Source organism: Pseudomonas sp. J452, from assembly GCF_024666525.1.
Taxonomy (GTDB): domain Bacteria; phylum Pseudomonadota; class Gammaproteobacteria; order Pseudomonadales; family Pseudomonadaceae; genus Aquipseudomonas.
The window spans coordinates 525,843-542,190 of sequence record NZ_CP088294.1 but is presented as its reverse complement, the minus strand read 5'-3'; the positions used below and the strand labels follow the sequence as shown (position 1 = coordinate 542,190).

The following is a 16,348-nucleotide window of genomic DNA, read 5'->3' as shown; positions in this document are numbered from 1 at the left end:
CCAATCCGTGAAAACGGGTTGGGGGTTTGGCTTTGCGCGCGAGAAAAGTTCGGGGCAGTCGTTTCTAGGCAAGGGCGAATGGCATGGCTATCATGCCTGCCTCTTTGCTAGGCGAGACTCGAATGCAGAATGTGCTGCAGCTGCTGCAAGATGGCGAATTCCATTCCGGTGAGGCCTTGGGGCGTGTGCTGGGTGTAAGTCGCAGTGCGGTGTGGAAGCGTTTGCAGGGCCTGGAGGATGATCTGGGGCTGCATATATTTCGTGTGCGTGGTCGTGGTTATCGCTTGGCCTCGCCGCTGTCGCTGCTTGAACCTGCATTGATTGCCGACGCTTGCGCTGCCTGCGACTGGACTGCAGAGGTCTTCCCTTCAATTGACTCGACTAATGCGCAGGCATTGCGTCAGCTTGCCGCTGGATGCCCGGCGCCTCTACTGGTTCTTGCGGAGAAACAGGAGAGTGGTCGCGGACGGCGTGGGCGAGCCTGGGTCAGTCCGTTCGCCGAGAACCTTTACTACAGCTTGGGCTTGCGCATCGAGAGTGGCAGTTATTCGCTCGATGGTCTCAGTCTGACCGTGGGGATTGCGGTGCTGCGAGCGCTGCAGGAGTCTGGTTGTGTCGACGCGGGGTTGAAGTGGCCGAATGATGTCCTGGTAGCGGGGCGGAAAATTGCCGGGGTCTTGCTGGAGTTGTCTGGGGATCCGGCCGGCATCTGTCAGGTGGTGGTGGGGGTCGGGGTTAATGTGAATATGTTGCCCGGTGCTTCTGTTGCCATTGATCAGCCGTGGACATCCCTGCGTGAGCAATCTGGTGTGCTGGTGGATCGTACTGCTCTGGTGCTCTGTTTGAATCGTTGGCTGGCCCATTATCTGGCGCTGCACGCGGCGCAAGGGTTTGCAGGTGTGCGTGTCGAGTGGGAGGCTGAGCATCTTTGGCAGGGGCGGGCGGTGACTCTGAGTGCAGGTCCGCAACAGGTCGAAGGGATTGTGCGGGGTGTGGATAAACAAGGTGCGCTACGTCTGGAGGTGGCTGGTGAAGAGCGCCAGTACAGTGGTGGCGAGCTGAGTCTGAGGTTGCGCAATGATTCTTGAGCTGGACTGCGGCAATAGTTTTATCAAGTGGCGCCTGATCGCGGCAGAGTCGCAGCCGGCTTTGGCTGGTGGAGTGGTGGATTCTGATGAGCAGTTGCTTGCTGCGGTGCGTCAGGTGGATGGTCCGGGTCCTCTGCATTGCCGCCTGGTCAGTGTGCGTAGTGATGATGAAACGGCTGCGCTGCAGCTGCGTCTCGAGCAGGCGTTTGCGGTCGTAGTGTGCTCGGCGCAGCCTGTTCGTGAGCTGGCCGGGGTGCGCAATGGCTACAGCGACTTTGCGCGCCTGGGGCTGGACCGCTGGCTGGCCCTTGTCGGTGCCTATCGCCTTTCGGGGCAGGCTTGCCTGGTGCTCGATCTGGGGACGGCGGTCACCTCGGACTTTGTGGCTGCCGATGGTGAGCATCTAGGAGGATATATCTGCCCGGGTGTGCCATTGATGCGCAATCAGTTGCGCACGCATACCCGACGTATTCGCTATGACGATGCGGTGGCTGCGCAGGCGTTGCACAGTTTGCAGCCTGGGCGTTCCACTGCCGAAGCGGTCGAGCGCGGCTGCTCGCTGATGTTGCGTGGTTTTGTGCTGACGCAGCTGGAGTTGGCCCGTGAACGCTGGGGTGAGGGCTTTAGCGTATTCCTCACCGGAGGCGACGCTTCCCTGGTGCGCGAGATGCTGCCACAGGCGCGCCTGGTTTCTGATCTGGTCTTTGTTGGGTTGGCGCTGGCCTGCCCCTTGTCTTGAGGTTCGTTATGCGCTGGCTGTTTCTGCTTCTGCTGGTTCTCAACCTCTTCTATTACGTCTGGCATCAGCAGCAGGCACCTTTGCGGGTCAAGGAAGTCGAGCCGATGTCCTTGTATAGGGGGCAGCAGCAGAATATTCGTCTGCTCAGTGAGGCGGATAGGGCGCAGGCGCGGCGTGAGGTGGTGGCGCCTGAGGTGCCGGCGGGGGTAACTGAAACCTGTCTGTTCCTGGGTAGCTTTCAGCAAGAGTCTGCGGCGCTCCAAGTTGAACAGCGCCTGATGTCGCTGGATATCCAGAGTGAGGTGCGGGCTGTCGATGCGACGGCTGGTCTGGACTATTGGGTGTATTTGCCTCCCCTGGCTTCTCGTCAGGCGTCCCTGCGTCAGTTAAAGGAATTGCAGGCGCGCAAGATTGACAGTTACATCATCACTCAGGGCGATCTGGCCAACGGCATTTCGCTGGGAATCTTCCCGCGTGACGACTCCGCGCAGAGTGTCATGCGGCGTTTGGCGGATGCCGGTTATGAGCCGTTGTTGCGTGAGTTACCTCGCGCCCAGCGTAGTTATTGGGTGCGGATTGCCCCGCAAAGTCGGCGCCTGGCTGACGATTTCCTGCTGCAGCAATTGGCTTCTGACTTTAAAGGCCTACAACATCAATTAATGCCGTGCGAAGACGTTGCAACCCTGCGTTAGTTTGCATAGAATGGCGCCCGCTTCGCAGGGTGGCCCTTGCGGAGTTGCTGTCAGAAATTGCTAACCTCAAGTTTTTATTGAGAAATTGCTTGACAGTAGGGTGGCATGAGTTGAGAATGCCGCCTCGTTTTGGAGGGGTTCCCGAGCGGCCAAAGGGATCAGACTGTAAATCTGACGTCTACGACTTCGAAGGTTCGAATCCTTCCCCCTCCACCAAATTTCGCGTGAGTTGCAGGCTCCGCGGGCATGGTTCAATGGTAGAACCTCAGCCTTCCAAGCTGATGATGCGGGTTCGATTCCCGCTGCCCGCTCCAAGTTTGCTGTTTGCGCAACGTGTTTCGCTCTTGTAGCTCAGTTGGTAGAGCACACCCTTGGTAAGGGTGAGGTCAGCGGTTCAAATCCGCTCAAGAGCTCCACTTCAACAAAGGCAGATATGCAGATATCTGCCTTTGTTTTAATGGCGGCGTGACTCGCTCAATTCATTGATGGGAGACGGTCAAGATGGCTAAAGAAAAGTTTGAACGTAACAAACCGCACGTCAACGTAGGCACCATCGGTCACGTTGACCACGGTAAAACCACCCTGACCGCAGCTCTGACCCGCGTTTGCTCCGAAGTATTCGGTTCGGCTCGCGTTGACTTCGACAAGATCGACAGCGCCCCGGAAGAAAAAGCTCGCGGTATCACCATCAACACCGCTCACGTTGAGTATGACTCGGCTGTTCGCCACTACGCGCACGTTGACTGCCCGGGGCACGCCGACTACGTCAAAAACATGATCACCGGTGCTGCCCAGATGGACGGCGCGATCCTGGTTTGCTCCGCTGCTGACGGCCCGATGCCGCAGACCCGCGAGCACATCCTGCTGTCCCGTCAGGTAGGTGTTCCGTACATCGTGGTCTTCCTGAACAAGGCTGACATGGTTGACGACGCCGAGCTGCTGGAGCTGGTTGAGATGGAAGTTCGTGACCTGCTGTCGACCTACGACTTCCCGGGCGACGACACTCCGATCATCATCGGTTCCGCTCTGATGGCTCTGAACGGCCAAGACGACAACGAAATGGGCACCAGCGCTGTTAAGAAGCTGGTTGAAACTCTGGACAGCTACATCCCAGAGCCGGTTCGTGCCATCGACAAGCCGTTCCTGATGCCGATCGAAGACGTATTCTCGATCTCCGGCCGCGGTACTGTAGTTACCGGTCGTGTAGAGCGCGGTATCGTCAAGATCCAGGAAGAAATCGAGATCGTTGGTCTGCGTGACACCACCAAGACCACCTGCACCGGCGTTGAAATGTTCCGCAAACTGCTCGACGAGGGTCGTGCTGGCGAGAACTGCGGCGTTCTGCTGCGCGGCACCAAGCGTGACGACGTAGAGCGTGGTCAGGTTCTGGCCAAGCCGGGCACCATCAAGCCGCACACCAAGTTCGAAGCTGAAGTGTACGTGCTGTCCAAAGAAGAAGGCGGTCGTCACACTCCGTTCTTCAAGGGCTACCGTCCGCAGTTCTACTTCCGTACCACCGACGTAACCGGTTCGTGCGAACTGCCGGAAGGCGTTGAAATGGTAATGCCGGGCGACAACGTGAAAATGGTTGTCACCCTGATCAAGCCGATCGCCATGGAAGATGGTCTGCGTTTCGCGATTCGCGAAGGCGGCCGTACCGTTGGTGCTGGCGTGGTTGCCAAGATCGTCGAGTAATCGGTTGATCTAGCTATGTCAGGCCGGCATAATGGTCGGCCTGACTTCGTTTTAGGCCAGTAGCTCAATTGGCAGAGCGGCGGTCTCCAAAACCGCAGGTTGGGGGTTCGATTCCCTCCTGGCCTGCCAGATTCCTGAATAAGTGGATCTGGCATTTCTTCTACAGGGTTGTTCTCATGAATGCCAAAGCTGAAGCTAAAGACTCGCGCTTTGACTCGCTGAAGTGGCTGGTTGTTGTCGCTCTAGTGGTCGCTGGTGTGGTCGGCAATCAGTACTTCTCGGCTGAGCCGCTCCTGTATCGTGTGCTGGTTCTCTTGGTACTTGCTGTGGCTGCTGGTTTTGTAGCCCTGCAAACGGCCAAGGGTCAGGCTTTCTTTAGCCTGGCTAAAGAAGCGCGCACAGAGATTCGTAAGGTTGTATGGCCAAGTCGTCAGGAAACCACGCAGACCACGTTGATTGTGGTGGCTGTGGTCCTGGTCATGGCGCTGGTTCTGTGGGGTCTTGATTCCCTGCTCGGCTGGCTTGTTTCGATGATTGTCGGTTAAGGGTGTCCCGTGGCTAAGCGTTGGTACGTTGTGCATGCTTACTCGGGTTACGAGAAGCATGTCATGCGCTCACTGGTTGAGCGTGTCAAGCTGGCTGGCATGGAAGATGTCTTCGGCGAAATTCTGGTCCCCACCGAAGAAGTGGTGGAGATGCGTAACGGCCAGAAGCGCAAGAGTGAGCGCAAATTCTTCCCCGGCTATGTGCTGGTGCAGATGGAGATGAGCGAGGCGACTTGGCACTTGATCAAGGATACGCCGCGCGTCATGGGCTTCATCGGTGGTACTGCCGATAAGCCGGCGCCGATCACCGAGAAAGAAGCCGATGCGATTCTGCGTCGTGTCGCTGATAGCGGTGACAAGCCGAAGCCGAAGACGCTGTTCGAGCCGGGCGAGACTGTTCGCGTTGTCGATGGTCCGTTTGCCGACTTCAACGGTGTGGTCGAAGAAGTTAACTACGAAAAGAGCCGGATCCACGTGGCCGTGCTTATTTTCGGTCGCTCCACGCCGGTGGAGCTGGAGTTCAGTCAGGTCGAAAAGGCATAACTGGACAAATCATCCCGTACCCCGCAGCTATTGGCTGCGGGGTTTTGTCGTCACTGGGATAAAGGCGTTATCAACCGGGGAGCCTCTTTTGGCGCTTGAACCCGTATTTGGAGTAGCTCATGGCTAAGAAGATTACCGCTTATATCAAGCTGCAAGTGAAGGCCGCTCAGGCCAACCCGTCGCCGCCCGTTGGCCCGGCTCTGGGTCAGCACGGCGTGAACATCATGGAATTCTGCAAGGCGTTCAACGCCCGTACCCAGGGCATGGAACCTGGTCTGCCGACTCCTGTGATCATCACTGTTTACAGCGACCGCAGCTTCACCTTTGAAACCAAAAGCACCCCGGCTTCGGTTCTGCTGAAAAAGGCCGCCGGCCTGACCAGTGGTTCCGCTCGCCCGAACACCGTCAAAGTTGGCACCGTTACCCGTGCTCAGCTGGAAGAGATCGCCAAGGCCAAGCAGGCCGATCTGACTGCCGCTGACCTGGATGCGGCCGTGCGTACCATCGCCGGTTCCGCGCGTAGCATGGGCCTCAACGTGGAGGGTGTGTAATGGCTAAGCTGACCAAGCGCCAGAAGGCTATCGCTGAAAAAATCGAAGCCGGCAAGCAATACGGTTTCGAAGACGCCGCCAAGCTGTTGGCTGAGCTGTCTGCCGTCAAGTTCACCGAGTCGTTCGATATCGCCATCAACCTCGGTGTTGATCCGCGTAAATCCGACCAGGTTGTGCGTGGCGCCACCGTGCTGCCGAATGGCACCGGTAAGACCGTTCGCGTCGCCGTGTTCACCCAGGGCCCGGGCGCTGAAGCTGCCCTGGCGGCTGGTGCTGACAAGGTTGGTATGGACGAGCTGGCTGCCGAGATGAAAGCCGGCGACCTGAACTACGACGTGGTCATCGCTTCCCCGGATGCCATGCGCGTTGTCGGTCAGCTGGGCCAGATCCTCGGTCCGCGCGGTCTGATGCCGAACCCGAAGGTCGGTACCGTGACTCCGGACGTGGCCACTGCCGTTAAGAACGCCAAGGCTGGTCAGGTGCGTTTCCGTACCGACAAGAACGGCATCATCCACACCTCTGTTGGCAAAATCGGCTTCGAAGCCGCTCACCTGAAGCAGAATGTGGAAGCCCTGCTGTCGGACCTCAAGCGTCTGAAGCCGTCCACCTCGAAAGGCATCTACGTCAAGCGCGTGACCCTGAGCACCACCATGGGCCCGGGTCTGGTCATCGACCAAGCTTCGCTCGACGCGTAAGTCATTGGCTGGCGGAGCGATCCGCCGGCTTGAAAAATTGGGGTCCCTGCCTGGCGGGGGCTATCCAAGACCGTAGGCGGCGCAAGCCTTAAACCTCAAGCCTACGCAGATGGTGCTCCCGATTCCTTACCGAATCAGACACCAAAACGACATCCGGCTTCGGCCAGATGAAACGGTAACAAGCAGGAGTTTTACCCGTGGCAATTAAACTCGAAGACAAGAAGGCCATCGTCGCTGAAGTCAACGAGGCTGCCAAAGTTGCCCTGTCCGCTGTTGTGGCTGATGCCCGTGGTGTGACAGTAGGCGCTATGACCGGACTCCGTAAAGAGGCTCGTGAAGCAGGCGTATACGTGCGTGTCGTACGTAACACCCTGCTCCGTCGTGCCGTTGCTGACACTGAATACAGTGTCCTCAACGACGCCTTCACCGGCCCGACCCTGATTGCTTTCTCCAACGAACACCCGGGCGCTGCTGCTCGTCTGTTCAAAGAGTTCGCTAAAGGTAACGACAAGTTCGAGATCAAGGCAGCTGCGTTCGAGGGCAAGTTCCTCGCAGCAACCCAGATCGACGTGTTGGCTTCGCTGCCAACTCGCGACGAAGCTATTGCACGACTGATGAGCGTGATTCAAGGCGCTACCAGCAAGCTGGCTCGTACTCTGGCGGCCGTTCGCGACCAGAAAGAAGCTGCCGCTGCCTAAGGCATCGAAAGTACTTTCAAAATCATATGTTTAATTTGATGGCTGCGTAGGCTGTCACCCCAATACAGGAATTTATAGTCATGTCTCTGACTAACGAACAAATCATCGAAGCCATCGGCCAGAAAACCGTTCTGGAAGTTGTTGAACTGATCAAAGCGATGGAAGAAACCTTCGGCGTCACCGCTGCTGTTGCCGCTGCTGGCCCGGCTGCTGCTGCCGCTGTTGTTGAAGAGCAAACCGAGTTCAACGTTGTTCTGCTCGAAGCTGGCGAGAAGAAAGTCAACGTGATCAAGGCTGTTCGCGAACTGACCGGTCTGGGTCTGAAAGAAGCCAAAGAGAAAGTCGACACCGCTCCTCAGATCATCTCCGAAGGCCTGTCCAAGGACGCCGCCGAAGATGCCAAGAAGAAGCTGGAAGAAGCTGGCGCCAAAGTCGAGCTCAAGTAAGCGACGACCTTGCGTCAACAGCCCAAGCATTGCGCTTAAGGCTGGCGGCTGGTGGCTTTTGCCACCGGCCTTTTTCCGTTATGGGCGATGTGCGTAGGCCTTCGCCCTAACGTGAAAACCCGCTCGAGGGCGGTGCAAACCTAGGGTTTGCAAGATTTTCTGGCTGTTGCCGTCGGGAGCAGCCAAACAAGCAGGTGACCAAGCTGGGGAACGCTGATGGCTTACTCATACACTGAGAAAAAACGTATCCGCAAGGACTTTAGCAAGTTGCCGGACGTGATGGATGTGCCGTATCTCCTGGCCATCCAGTTGGATTCGTACCGCGAATTCCTGCAGGCGGGAGCGAGCAAGGAGCAGTTCCGCGACGTTGGCCTGCATGCGGCCTTCAAGTCCGTATTCCCGATTATCAGCTATTCCGGCAATGCTGCTCTGGAGTATGTCGGCTATCGCCTGGGCGAGCCGGCGTTCGACGTCAAAGAGTGCGTGCTGCGTGGCGTGACATTCGCCGTACCGCTGCGGGTCAAAGTTCGTTTGATCATTTTCGACAAAGAATCGTCGAACAAAGCGATCAAGGACATCAAAGAGCAAGAAGTCTACATGGGGGAAATCCCCCTGATGACCGAGAACGGTACCTTCATCATCAATGGTACCGAGCGCGTCATCGTTTCCCAGCTGCACCGCTCGCCGGGCGTGTTCTTCGATCACGACCGTGGCAAGACTCACAGCTCGGGCAAGCTGCTGTACTCGGCGCGTATCATTCCTTACCGCGGCTCCTGGCTGGACTTCGAGTTCGACCCGAAGGACTGCGTGTTCGTGCGTATCGACCGTCGTCGCAAGCTGCCGGCTTCCGTGCTGCTGCGCGCGCTGGGCTACAGCACTGAAGAAGTGCTCAACGCCTTCTACGCCACCAACGTGTTCCACGTGCAGGGCGAATCGCTCAACCTGGAACTGGTGCCGCAGCGTCTGCGTGGCGAAATCGCCGCGTTCGACATCAAGGACGAGAAGGGCAAGGTCATCGTTGAGCAGGGCCGCCGTATCACCGCGCGCCACATCAACCAGATCGACAAGGCTGGCATCAAAGAGCTGGAAGTTCCGCTCGACTACGTGCTGGGCCGCACCACTGCGAAAGCCATCGTGCATCCGTCGACCGGCGAGATCGTTGCCGAGTGCAACACCGAGCTGACCACCGACCTGCTGGCCAAGATCGTCAAGGCACAGGTTGTCCGTATCGAGACCCTGTACACCAACGACATCGATTGCGGTCCGTTCATCTCCGACACGCTGAAGATCGACTCCACCAGCAACCAACTGGAAGCCCTGGTCGAGATCTACCGCATGATGCGTCCTGGCGAGCCGCCAACCAAGGACGCTGCCGAGACCCTGTTCAACAACCTGTTCTTCAGCGCCGAGCGTTACGACCTGTCCGCTGTTGGCCGCATGAAGTTCAACCGTCGTATCGGTCGCACCGAGATCGAAGGTTCCGGCGTGCTGAGCAAGGAAGACATCGTCGAGGTTCTCAAGACCCTGGTCGACATCCGTAACGGCAAAGGCATCGTCGACGACATCGACCACCTGGGTAACCGTCGCGTACGTTGCGTCGGCGAAATGGCCGAGAACCAGTTCCGTGTTGGCCTGGTACGCGTTGAGCGTGCGGTCAAAGAGCGTCTGTCGATGGCCGAAAGCGAAGGCCTGATGCCGCAGGACCTGATCAACGCCAAGCCGGTTGCGGCGGCGGTGAAAGAGTTCTTCGGCTCCAGCCAGCTCTCGCAGTTCATGGACCAGAACAACCCGCTCTCCGAGATCACCCACAAGCGCCGCGTCTCCGCACTCGGCCCGGGCGGTCTGACCCGTGAGCGTGCCGGCTTCGAAGTCCGTGACGTACACCCGACCCACTACGGCCGTGTGTGCCCGATCGAGACCCCTGAAGGTCCGAACATCGGTCTGATCAACTCCCTGGCTGCGTATGCGCGCACCAACCAGTACGGCTTCCTGGAAAGCCCGTACCGTGTGGTCAAGGCCGGTCTGGTCACCAATGAGATCGTCTTCCTGTCCGCCATCGAAGAGGCCGATCACGTGATCGCTCAGGCTTCGGCGACCATGAACGACAAGGGCATGCTGACCGACGAGCTGGTAGCTGTTCGTCACCTGAACGAGTTCACCGTCAAGGCGCCGGAAGACGTCACCCTGATGGACGTGTCGCCGAAGCAGGTAGTTTCTGTTGCGGCCTCGCTGATTCCGTTCCTCGAACACGACGACGCCAACCGCGCGTTGATGGGTTCGAACATGCAGCGTCAGGCTGTACCGACCCTGCGTGCAGACAAGCCGCTGGTAGGTACCGGCATGGAGCGCAACGTTGCCCGTGACTCCGGCGTCTGCGTCGTGGCTCGTCGTGGCGGCGTGATCGACTCTGTCGATGCCAGTCGTGTTGTGGTTCGCGTCAATGACGACGAAGTTGAAACTGGCGAAGCCGGTGTCGACATCTACAACCTGACCAAATACACCCGCTCGAACCAGAACACCTGCATCAACCAGCGTCCGCTGGTGAGCAAGGGTGACAAGGTTTCGCGCAGCGACATCCTGGCTGACGGCCCGTCCACCGACATGGGTGAGCTGGCACTGGGTCAGAACATGCGCGTCGCGTTCATGCCGTGGAATGGCTTCAACTTCGAAGACTCCATCTGCCTGTCCGAGCGCGTGGTCCAGGAAGACCGCTTCACCACGATCCACATCCAGGAACTGACCTGCGTGGCTCGTGACACCAAGCTTGGCCCAGAGGAAATCACCGCGGACATCCCGAACGTGGGTGAAGCTGCGCTGAACAAGCTGGACGAAGCCGGTATCGTTTATGTGGGTGCCGAAGTCGGCGCCGGCGACATCCTGGTCGGCAAGGTCACTCCGAAAGGCGAGACCCAGCTGACTCCGGAAGAGAAGCTGCTGCGTGCGATCTTCGGTGAGAAAGCCAGTGACGTGAAAGACACCTCCCTGCGTGTGCCGACCGGCACCAAGGGCACTGTCATCGACGTCCAGGTCTTCACCCGTGATGGCGTGGAGCGCGACTCGCGTGCCCTGTCCATCGAGAAGATGCAGCTCGACGAGATCCGCAAGGATCTGAACGAAGAGTTCCGCATCGTCGAAGGCGCCACCTTCGAGCGTCTGCGTTCTGCCCTGGTTGGTGCCAAGGCCGAAGGCGGTACTGGCCTGAAGAAAGGCGCGGTGATCGACGACGCTTACCTCGACGGCCTCGAGCGCGGTCAGTGGTTCAAGCTGCGCATGGCGGAAGATGCTCTCAACGAGCAGCTGGAAAAGGCCCAGGCCTACATCAGCGACCGTCGCCAGATGCTCGACGACAAGTTCGAAGACAAGAAGCGCAAGCTGCAGCAGGGCGATGACCTGGCACCGGGCGTACTGAAGATCGTCAAGGTCTACCTGGCTATCAAGCGCCGCATCCAGCCGGGCGACAAGATGGCCGGTCGTCACGGTAACAAGGGTGTGGTCTCGGTGATCATGCCGGTCGAAGACATGCCGCACGATGCCAATGGCACCCCGGTCGACATCGTCCTCAACCCGCTGGGCGTACCGTCGCGTATGAACGTCGGGCAGATCCTCGAAACCCACCTGGGCCTCGCGGCCAAGGGTCTGGGCGAGAAGATCAACCGCATGCTCGAAGAGCAGCGCAAGGTCGCCGAGCTGCGCAAGTTCATGCAGCAGATCTACAACGAGATCGGTGGTCGTCAGGAGAACCTGAACGAGCTGTCCGATACCGAGATCCTCGACCTGGCGAAGAACCTGCGTGGCGGTGTGCCGATGGCCACCCCGGTATTCGACGGCGCCAAGGAAAGCGAGATCAAGGCCATGCTCAAGCTGGCCGATCTGCCGGAAAGCGGCCAGATGCGCCTGACTGACGGCCGTACCGGCAACCAGTTCGAGCGTCCGACCACTGTCGGCTACATGTACATGCTCAAACTGAACCACCTGGTCGACGACAAGATGCACGCTCGTTCCACCGGTTCCTACAGCCTGGTTACCCAGCAGCCGCTGGGTGGTAAGGCGCAGTTCGGTGGTCAGCGCTTCGGTGAGATGGAGGTCTGGGCACTGGAAGCCTACGGCGCCGCCTACACCCTGCAGGAAATGCTGACCGTGAAGTCGGACGACGTGAACGGCCGGACCAAGATGTACAAGAACATCGTGGACGGCGATCACCGCATGGAGGCCGGCATGCCCGAGTCCTTCAACGTGTTGATCAAAGAGATCCGCTCGCTCGGTATCGACATCGAACTGGAAACCGAATAACACGCACCGCCTATGCGGCGCCCGGCCAAGGCCGGGTTGCCGCTGGTCCGTGAGGAGGAAAGGCCTTGAAAGACTTGCTGAATCTGTTGAAAAACCAGGGTCAGGTGGAAGAGTTCGATGCGATCCGTATCGGTCTGGCTTCGCCTGAGATGATTCGTTCCTGGTCTTTCGGTGAAGTGAAAAAGCCGGAAACCATCAACTACCGTACCTTCAAGCCTGAGCGCGATGGTCTGTTCTGCGCCAAGATCTTTGGCCCGGTAAAGGACTACGAGTGCCTGTGCGGTAAGTACAAGCGCCTCAAGCATCGTGGCGTGATCTGTGAGAAGTGCGGCGTGGAAGTCGCCCTGGCCAAGGTCCGTCGTGAGCGCATGGCGCACATCGAGCTGGCTTCGCCGGTTGCTCACATCTGGTTCCTGAAGTCCCTGCCGAGCCGTATCGGTCTGCTGCTGGACATGACCCTGCGTGATATCGAACGCGTGCTCTATTTCGAGAGCTACGTGGTGATCGATCCGGGCATGACCACCCTGGAAAAGGGCCAGCTGCTGAACGACGAGCAGTACTTCGAAGCCCTCGAAGAGTTCGGTGACGATTTCGACGCGCGCATGGGCGCCGAAGCTGTTCGCGAGCTGCTCAACGCGATCGACCTGGATCACGAGATTGGCCGCCTGCGCGAAGAAATTCCGCAGACCAACTCGGAAACCAAGATCAAGAAGCTGTCCAAGCGCCTGAAGCTGATGGAAGCCTTCAAGGACTCCGGCAACCATCCGGAGTGGATGGTTCTGACCGTTCTGCCGGTACTGCCGCCGGACCTGCGTCCGCTGGTTCCGCTGGATGGCGGCCGCTTCGCGACCTCCGATCTGAACGATCTGTATCGCCGCGTGATCAACCGTAACAACCGTCTGAAGCGCCTGCTCGATCTGTCGGCGCCGGACATCATCGTGCGCAACGAAAAGCGCATGCTGCAGGAAGCGGTCGACGCCCTGCTCGACAACGGCCGTCGCGGTCGCGCCATCACTGGCTCGAACAAGCGTCCGCTGAAGTCGCTGGCCGACATGATCAAAGGTAAGCAAGGTCGCTTCCGTCAGAACCTGCTCGGTAAGCGCGTGGACTACTCCGGTCGTTCCGTGATTACCGTAGGTCCGACCCTGCGCCTGCACCAGTGCGGTCTGCCTAAGAAGATGGCTCTCGAGCTGTTCAAACCGTTCATTTTCGGCAAGCTGGAAATGCGCGGCATGGCGACCACCATCAAGGCTGCCAAGAAGATGGTCGAGCGCGAACTGCCCGAGGTCTGGGACGTTCTCGCCGAAGTCATCCGCGAACACCCCGTCCTGCTCAACCGTGCGCCGACTCTGCACCGTCTGGGCATCCAGGCGTTCGAGCCGGTTCTCATCGAAGGTAAAGCGATCCAGCTGCACCCGCTGGTCTGCGCCGCGTACAACGCCGACTTCGACGGTGACCAGATGGCCGTGCACGTACCGCTGACGCTGGAAGCCCAGCTGGAAGCGCGTGCGCTGATGATGTCGACCAACAACATCCTCTCGCCTGCCAACGGCGAGCCGATCATCGTACCGTCGCAGGACGTGGTTCTGGGTCTGTACTACATGACCCGTGAAGCGGTGAACGCCAAGGGTGAAGGTCGCGTATTCGCCGACCTGCAGGAAGTCGACCGCGTGTTCCGTGGCGGCGAAGCCTCCCTGCACGCCCGGGTCAAGGTACGCGTCAACGAGGTGGTCAACGAGAAGGACGGCTCGGTTACCCGCCGTACCCGCATCGTCGATACGACTGTCGGTCGCGCCCTGCTGTTCCAGATCGTGCCGGCGGGCCTGCCCTTCGACGTGGTCAACCAGTCGATGAAGAAGAAGGCGATCTCCAAGCTGATCAACCAGTGCTACCGCGTGGTTGGTCTGAAAGAGACCGTGATCTTCGCTGACCAGTTGATGTACACCGGTTTCGCCTATTCGACCATCTCCGGTGTGTCGATCGGCGTGAACGACTTCGTTATCCCGGACGAGAAGGCGCGCATCATCGACGCCGCCACCGAGGAAGTGAAGGAAATCGAATCGCAGTACGCCTCCGGCCTGGTAACCCAGGGCGAGAAGTACAACAAGGTGATCGACCTCTGGTCCAAGGCCAACGACGAAGTGTCGAAGGCGATGATGGCCAACCTGTCGAAAGAGCCGGTTGTCGATCGTGACGGCAATACCGTCGAGCAGGAGTCCTTCAACTCCATGTACATGATGGCCGACTCCGGTGCTCGTGGTAGCGCCGCGCAGATCCGCCAGCTGGCCGGTATGCGTGGTCTGATGGCCAAGCCGGACGGCTCCATCATCGAGACGCCGATCACCGCGAACTTCCGTGAAGGTCTGAACGTACTGCAGTACTTCATCTCCACTCACGGTGCGCGTAAGGGTCTGGCGGATACCGCACTGAAGACCGCCAACTCCGGTTACCTGACTCGTCGCCTGGTCGACGTGGCGCAGGATCTGGTGGTGACCGAAGTCGATTGCGGCACCGAACACGGTCTGCTGATGACTCCGCACATCGAGGGCGGTGACGTGGTCGAGCCGCTGGGCGAGCGCGTACTGGGTCGAGTAATTGCCAAGGACGTATTCAAGCCGGGCAGCGACGAAGTCATCGTGCCGGCCGGTACCCTGGTCGACGAGCAGTGGGTCGAGTTCATCGAGCGTGCCAGCATCGACGAAGTGATCGTGCGTTCGCCGATCAGCTGCGAAACCCGCTACGGCATCTGCGCCAAGTGCTACGGTCGCGATCTGGCCCGTGGTCATCAGGTCAACATCGGTGAAGCGGTCGGCGTTATCGCGGCCCAGTCCATCGGTGAGCCGGGTACCCAGCTGACCATGCGTACGTTCCACATCGGTGGTGCGGCCAGCCGTACTTCCGCTGCCGACAGCGTCCAGGTGAAGAACGGCGGCGCGATCCGTCTGCACAACCTGAAGCACGTCGAGCGCGTGGACGGCAACCTGGTAGCGGTTTCCCGCTCCGGCGAGCTGGCCGTGGCTGACGAGTTCGGTCGCGAGCGCGAGCGTTACAAGCTGCCGTACGGTGCCGTGATTTCCGTGAAGGAAGGTGACAAGGTCGAAGCTGGCGCCATCGTCGCCAAGTGGGACCCGCACACCCACCCGATCGTGACCGAGATGAAGGGTGTGGTTACCTTCGTCGGCATGGAAGAAGGCATCACCATCAAGCGCCAGACCGACGAACTGACCGGTCTGACCAACATCGAAGTGCTGGATCCGAAAGACCGTCCGGCCGCTGGCAAGGACATTCGTCCGGCGATCAAGATGGTCGATGCCAATGGCAAGGAATTGCTGCTGCCAGGTACCGACGTACCGGCTCAGTACTTCCTGCCGGCCAACGCCCTGGTCGGCGTGGCTGACGGTGCGCAGATTGCGGTCGGTGACGTTATCGCCCGTATCCCGCAGGAAACCTCGAAGACCCGCGACATCACCGGTGGTCTGCCGCGCGTTGCCGACCTGTTCGAAGCGCGTCGTCCGAAAGAAGCTTCGATCCTGGCGGAAATCAGCGGCACCATCGCCTTCGGTAAAGAGACCAAGGGCAAGCGCCGTCTGGTCATCACTCCGACCGATGGCAGCGATCCGTACGAGGAGCTGATTCCGAAGTGGCGTCACCTGAACGTCTTCGAAGGCGAACAAGTGAACCGCGGCGAAGTTATCTCTGACGGTCCGAGCGATCCGCACGACATCCTGCGTCTGCTGGGCGTCAGTGCGCTGGCCAAGTACATCGTCAACGAGATCCAGGACGTTTACCGCCTGCAGGGCGTGAAGATCAACGACAAGCACATCGAGACCATCCTGCGTCAGATGCTGCGTAAAGTTGAGATCACCGAATCCGGCGACTCCAGCTTCATCAAGGGCGACCAGATGGAACTGACCCACGTTCTCGGCGAGAACGAGCGTCTGTCTGCGGACGAGAAATTCGTCTCCAGGTTCGACCGCGTTCTGCTGGGTATCACCAAGGCCTCGCTGTCCACCGAATCGTTCATCTCGGCGGCCTCCTTCCAGGAGACCACTCGCGTACTGACCGAGGCGGCGGTTACCGGCAAGCGCGACTACCTGCGCGGCCTGAAGGAAAACGTGGTGGTGGGTCGTCTGATCCCGGCCGGTACCGGTCTGGCTTACCACAGCGAGCGCAAGCGTCGCCGTGAAGCCGACAAGCCGGTGCGCGTCAGCGCCAGTGAAGTGGAAGCAGCGCTGACCGAAGCGCTGAACTCCGGCAATTGAGAGTGATGCCCTGGGCGAGCAATCGTCCGGGGCGTTGCCTTGACTGGGGGCGTCAGTCTCTTTAGACTCATGCACCCCTAAATTTGGCAGGGCGTTGTGCTCTG

General features: G+C 59.2%; 12 protein-coding genes and 4 tRNA genes. All 16 read left to right on the top strand.

All coding sequences use genetic code 11. The features are described from left to right. Nucleotides 1-122: 122 nt before the first annotated feature. The 16 genes from birA to rpoC all read left to right on the top strand — a co-directional run bounded on the left by birA (nt 123) and on the right by rpoC (nt 16,244). Complete coding sequence (gene birA / locus LRS11_RS02545; RefSeq protein WP_260496848.1) at nt 123-1,088, top strand: bifunctional biotin--[acetyl-CoA-carboxylase] ligase/biotin operon repressor BirA; 966 nt, start codon at nt 123-125, stop codon at nt 1,086-1,088. Then, a complete protein-coding gene (locus LRS11_RS02540; protein WP_260495373.1) occupies nt 1,078-1,827 on the top strand; it encodes a pantothenate kinase in 750 nt (249 codons plus the stop codon). Before birA ends, LRS11_RS02540 begins: the two co-directional genes overlap by 11 nt. An 8-nt stretch (nt 1,828-1,835) precedes the next feature. Further along, entirely contained in the window at nt 1,836-2,519 is a 684-nt protein-coding gene (locus LRS11_RS02535) for an SPOR domain-containing protein (protein WP_260495372.1), read from the top strand. A 131-nt stretch (nt 2,520-2,650) separates the two neighbouring features. Continuing rightward, nucleotides 2,651-2,735, top strand: a tRNA-Tyr gene (locus LRS11_RS02530). A 24-nt stretch (nt 2,736-2,759) separates the two neighbouring features. Beyond that, nucleotides 2,760-2,833, top strand: a tRNA-Gly gene (locus LRS11_RS02525). Nucleotides 2,834-2,859: 26 nt separating this feature from the next. Then, nucleotides 2,860-2,935: transfer RNA gene (locus tag LRS11_RS02520), tRNA-Thr, on the top strand. A gap of 85 nt (nt 2,936-3,020) precedes the next feature. Further along, nucleotides 3,021-4,214, top strand: coding sequence for an elongation factor Tu (gene tuf, locus LRS11_RS02515; RefSeq protein ID WP_173203010.1), 1,194 nt, complete (start codon nt 3,021-3,023; stop codon nt 4,212-4,214). 53 nt (nt 4,215-4,267) lie between these two features. Continuing rightward, nucleotides 4,268-4,343 (top strand) — tRNA-Trp (locus tag LRS11_RS02510). A 47-nt stretch (nt 4,344-4,390) separates the two neighbouring features. Then, complete coding sequence (secE, locus tag LRS11_RS02505; protein WP_260495371.1) at nt 4,391-4,759, top strand: preprotein translocase subunit SecE; 369 nt, start codon at nt 4,391-4,393, stop codon at nt 4,757-4,759. A gap of 9 nt (nt 4,760-4,768) precedes the next feature. Beyond that, a complete protein-coding gene (nusG, locus tag LRS11_RS02500) occupies nt 4,769-5,302 on the top strand; it encodes a transcription termination/antitermination protein NusG (protein WP_260495370.1) in 534 nt (177 codons plus the stop codon). Nucleotides 5,303-5,421: 119 nt separating this feature from the next. Further along, nucleotides 5,422-5,853 (top strand): 50S ribosomal protein L11, encoded by a 432-nt coding sequence (gene rplK / locus LRS11_RS02495; protein WP_183088797.1) that lies wholly within the window; start codon nt 5,422-5,424, stop codon nt 5,851-5,853. Next, a complete protein-coding gene (gene rplA, locus LRS11_RS02490; protein ID WP_260495369.1) occupies nt 5,853-6,548 on the top strand; it encodes a 50S ribosomal protein L1 in 696 nt (231 codons plus the stop codon). The genes rplK and rplA overlap by 1 nt, the downstream gene beginning before the upstream one ends. A gap of 197 nt (nt 6,549-6,745) precedes the next feature. Further along, nucleotides 6,746-7,246, top strand: coding sequence for a 50S ribosomal protein L10 (gene rplJ, locus LRS11_RS02485; protein WP_173203020.1), 501 nt, complete (start codon nt 6,746-6,748; stop codon nt 7,244-7,246). 80 nt (nt 7,247-7,326) lie between these two features. Continuing rightward, complete coding sequence (rplL, locus tag LRS11_RS02480; RefSeq protein WP_173203022.1) at nt 7,327-7,692, top strand: 50S ribosomal protein L7/L12; 366 nt, start codon at nt 7,327-7,329, stop codon at nt 7,690-7,692. A 216-nt stretch (nt 7,693-7,908) separates the two neighbouring features. Then, the gene (gene rpoB, locus LRS11_RS02475; RefSeq protein ID WP_260495368.1) at nt 7,909-11,982 is read left to right on the top strand and encodes a DNA-directed RNA polymerase subunit beta; all 4,074 of its coding nucleotides are present in this window, start codon (nt 7,909-7,911) and stop codon (nt 11,980-11,982) included. Between the two features lie 65 nt (nt 11,983-12,047). Next, complete coding sequence (rpoC, locus tag LRS11_RS02470; protein ID WP_260495367.1) at nt 12,048-16,244, top strand: DNA-directed RNA polymerase subunit beta'; 4,197 nt, start codon at nt 12,048-12,050, stop codon at nt 16,242-16,244. Nucleotides 16,245-16,348 lie beyond the last annotated feature (104 nt).

Coding starts and splice junctions, on each gene's coding strand:
- birA (WP_260496848.1), top strand. CDS start 123: ATGCAGAATGTGCTGCAGCTGCTGCAAGATGGCGAATTCCATTCCGGT.
- LRS11_RS02540 (WP_260495373.1), top strand. CDS start 1,078: ATGATTCTTGAGCTGGACTGCGGCAATAGTTTTATCAAGTGGCGCCTG.
- LRS11_RS02535 (WP_260495372.1), top strand. CDS start 1,836: ATGCGCTGGCTGTTTCTGCTTCTGCTGGTTCTCAACCTCTTCTATTAC.
- tuf (WP_173203010.1), top strand. CDS start 3,021: ATGGCTAAAGAAAAGTTTGAACGTAACAAACCGCACGTCAACGTAGGC.
- secE (WP_260495371.1), top strand. CDS start 4,391: ATGAATGCCAAAGCTGAAGCTAAAGACTCGCGCTTTGACTCGCTGAAG.
- rplK (WP_183088797.1), top strand. CDS start 5,422: ATGGCTAAGAAGATTACCGCTTATATCAAGCTGCAAGTGAAGGCCGCT.
- rplA (WP_260495369.1), top strand. CDS start 5,853: ATGGCTAAGCTGACCAAGCGCCAGAAGGCTATCGCTGAAAAAATCGAA.
- rplL (WP_173203022.1), top strand. CDS start 7,327: ATGTCTCTGACTAACGAACAAATCATCGAAGCCATCGGCCAGAAAACC.
- rpoB (WP_260495368.1), top strand. CDS start 7,909: ATGGCTTACTCATACACTGAGAAAAAACGTATCCGCAAGGACTTTAGC.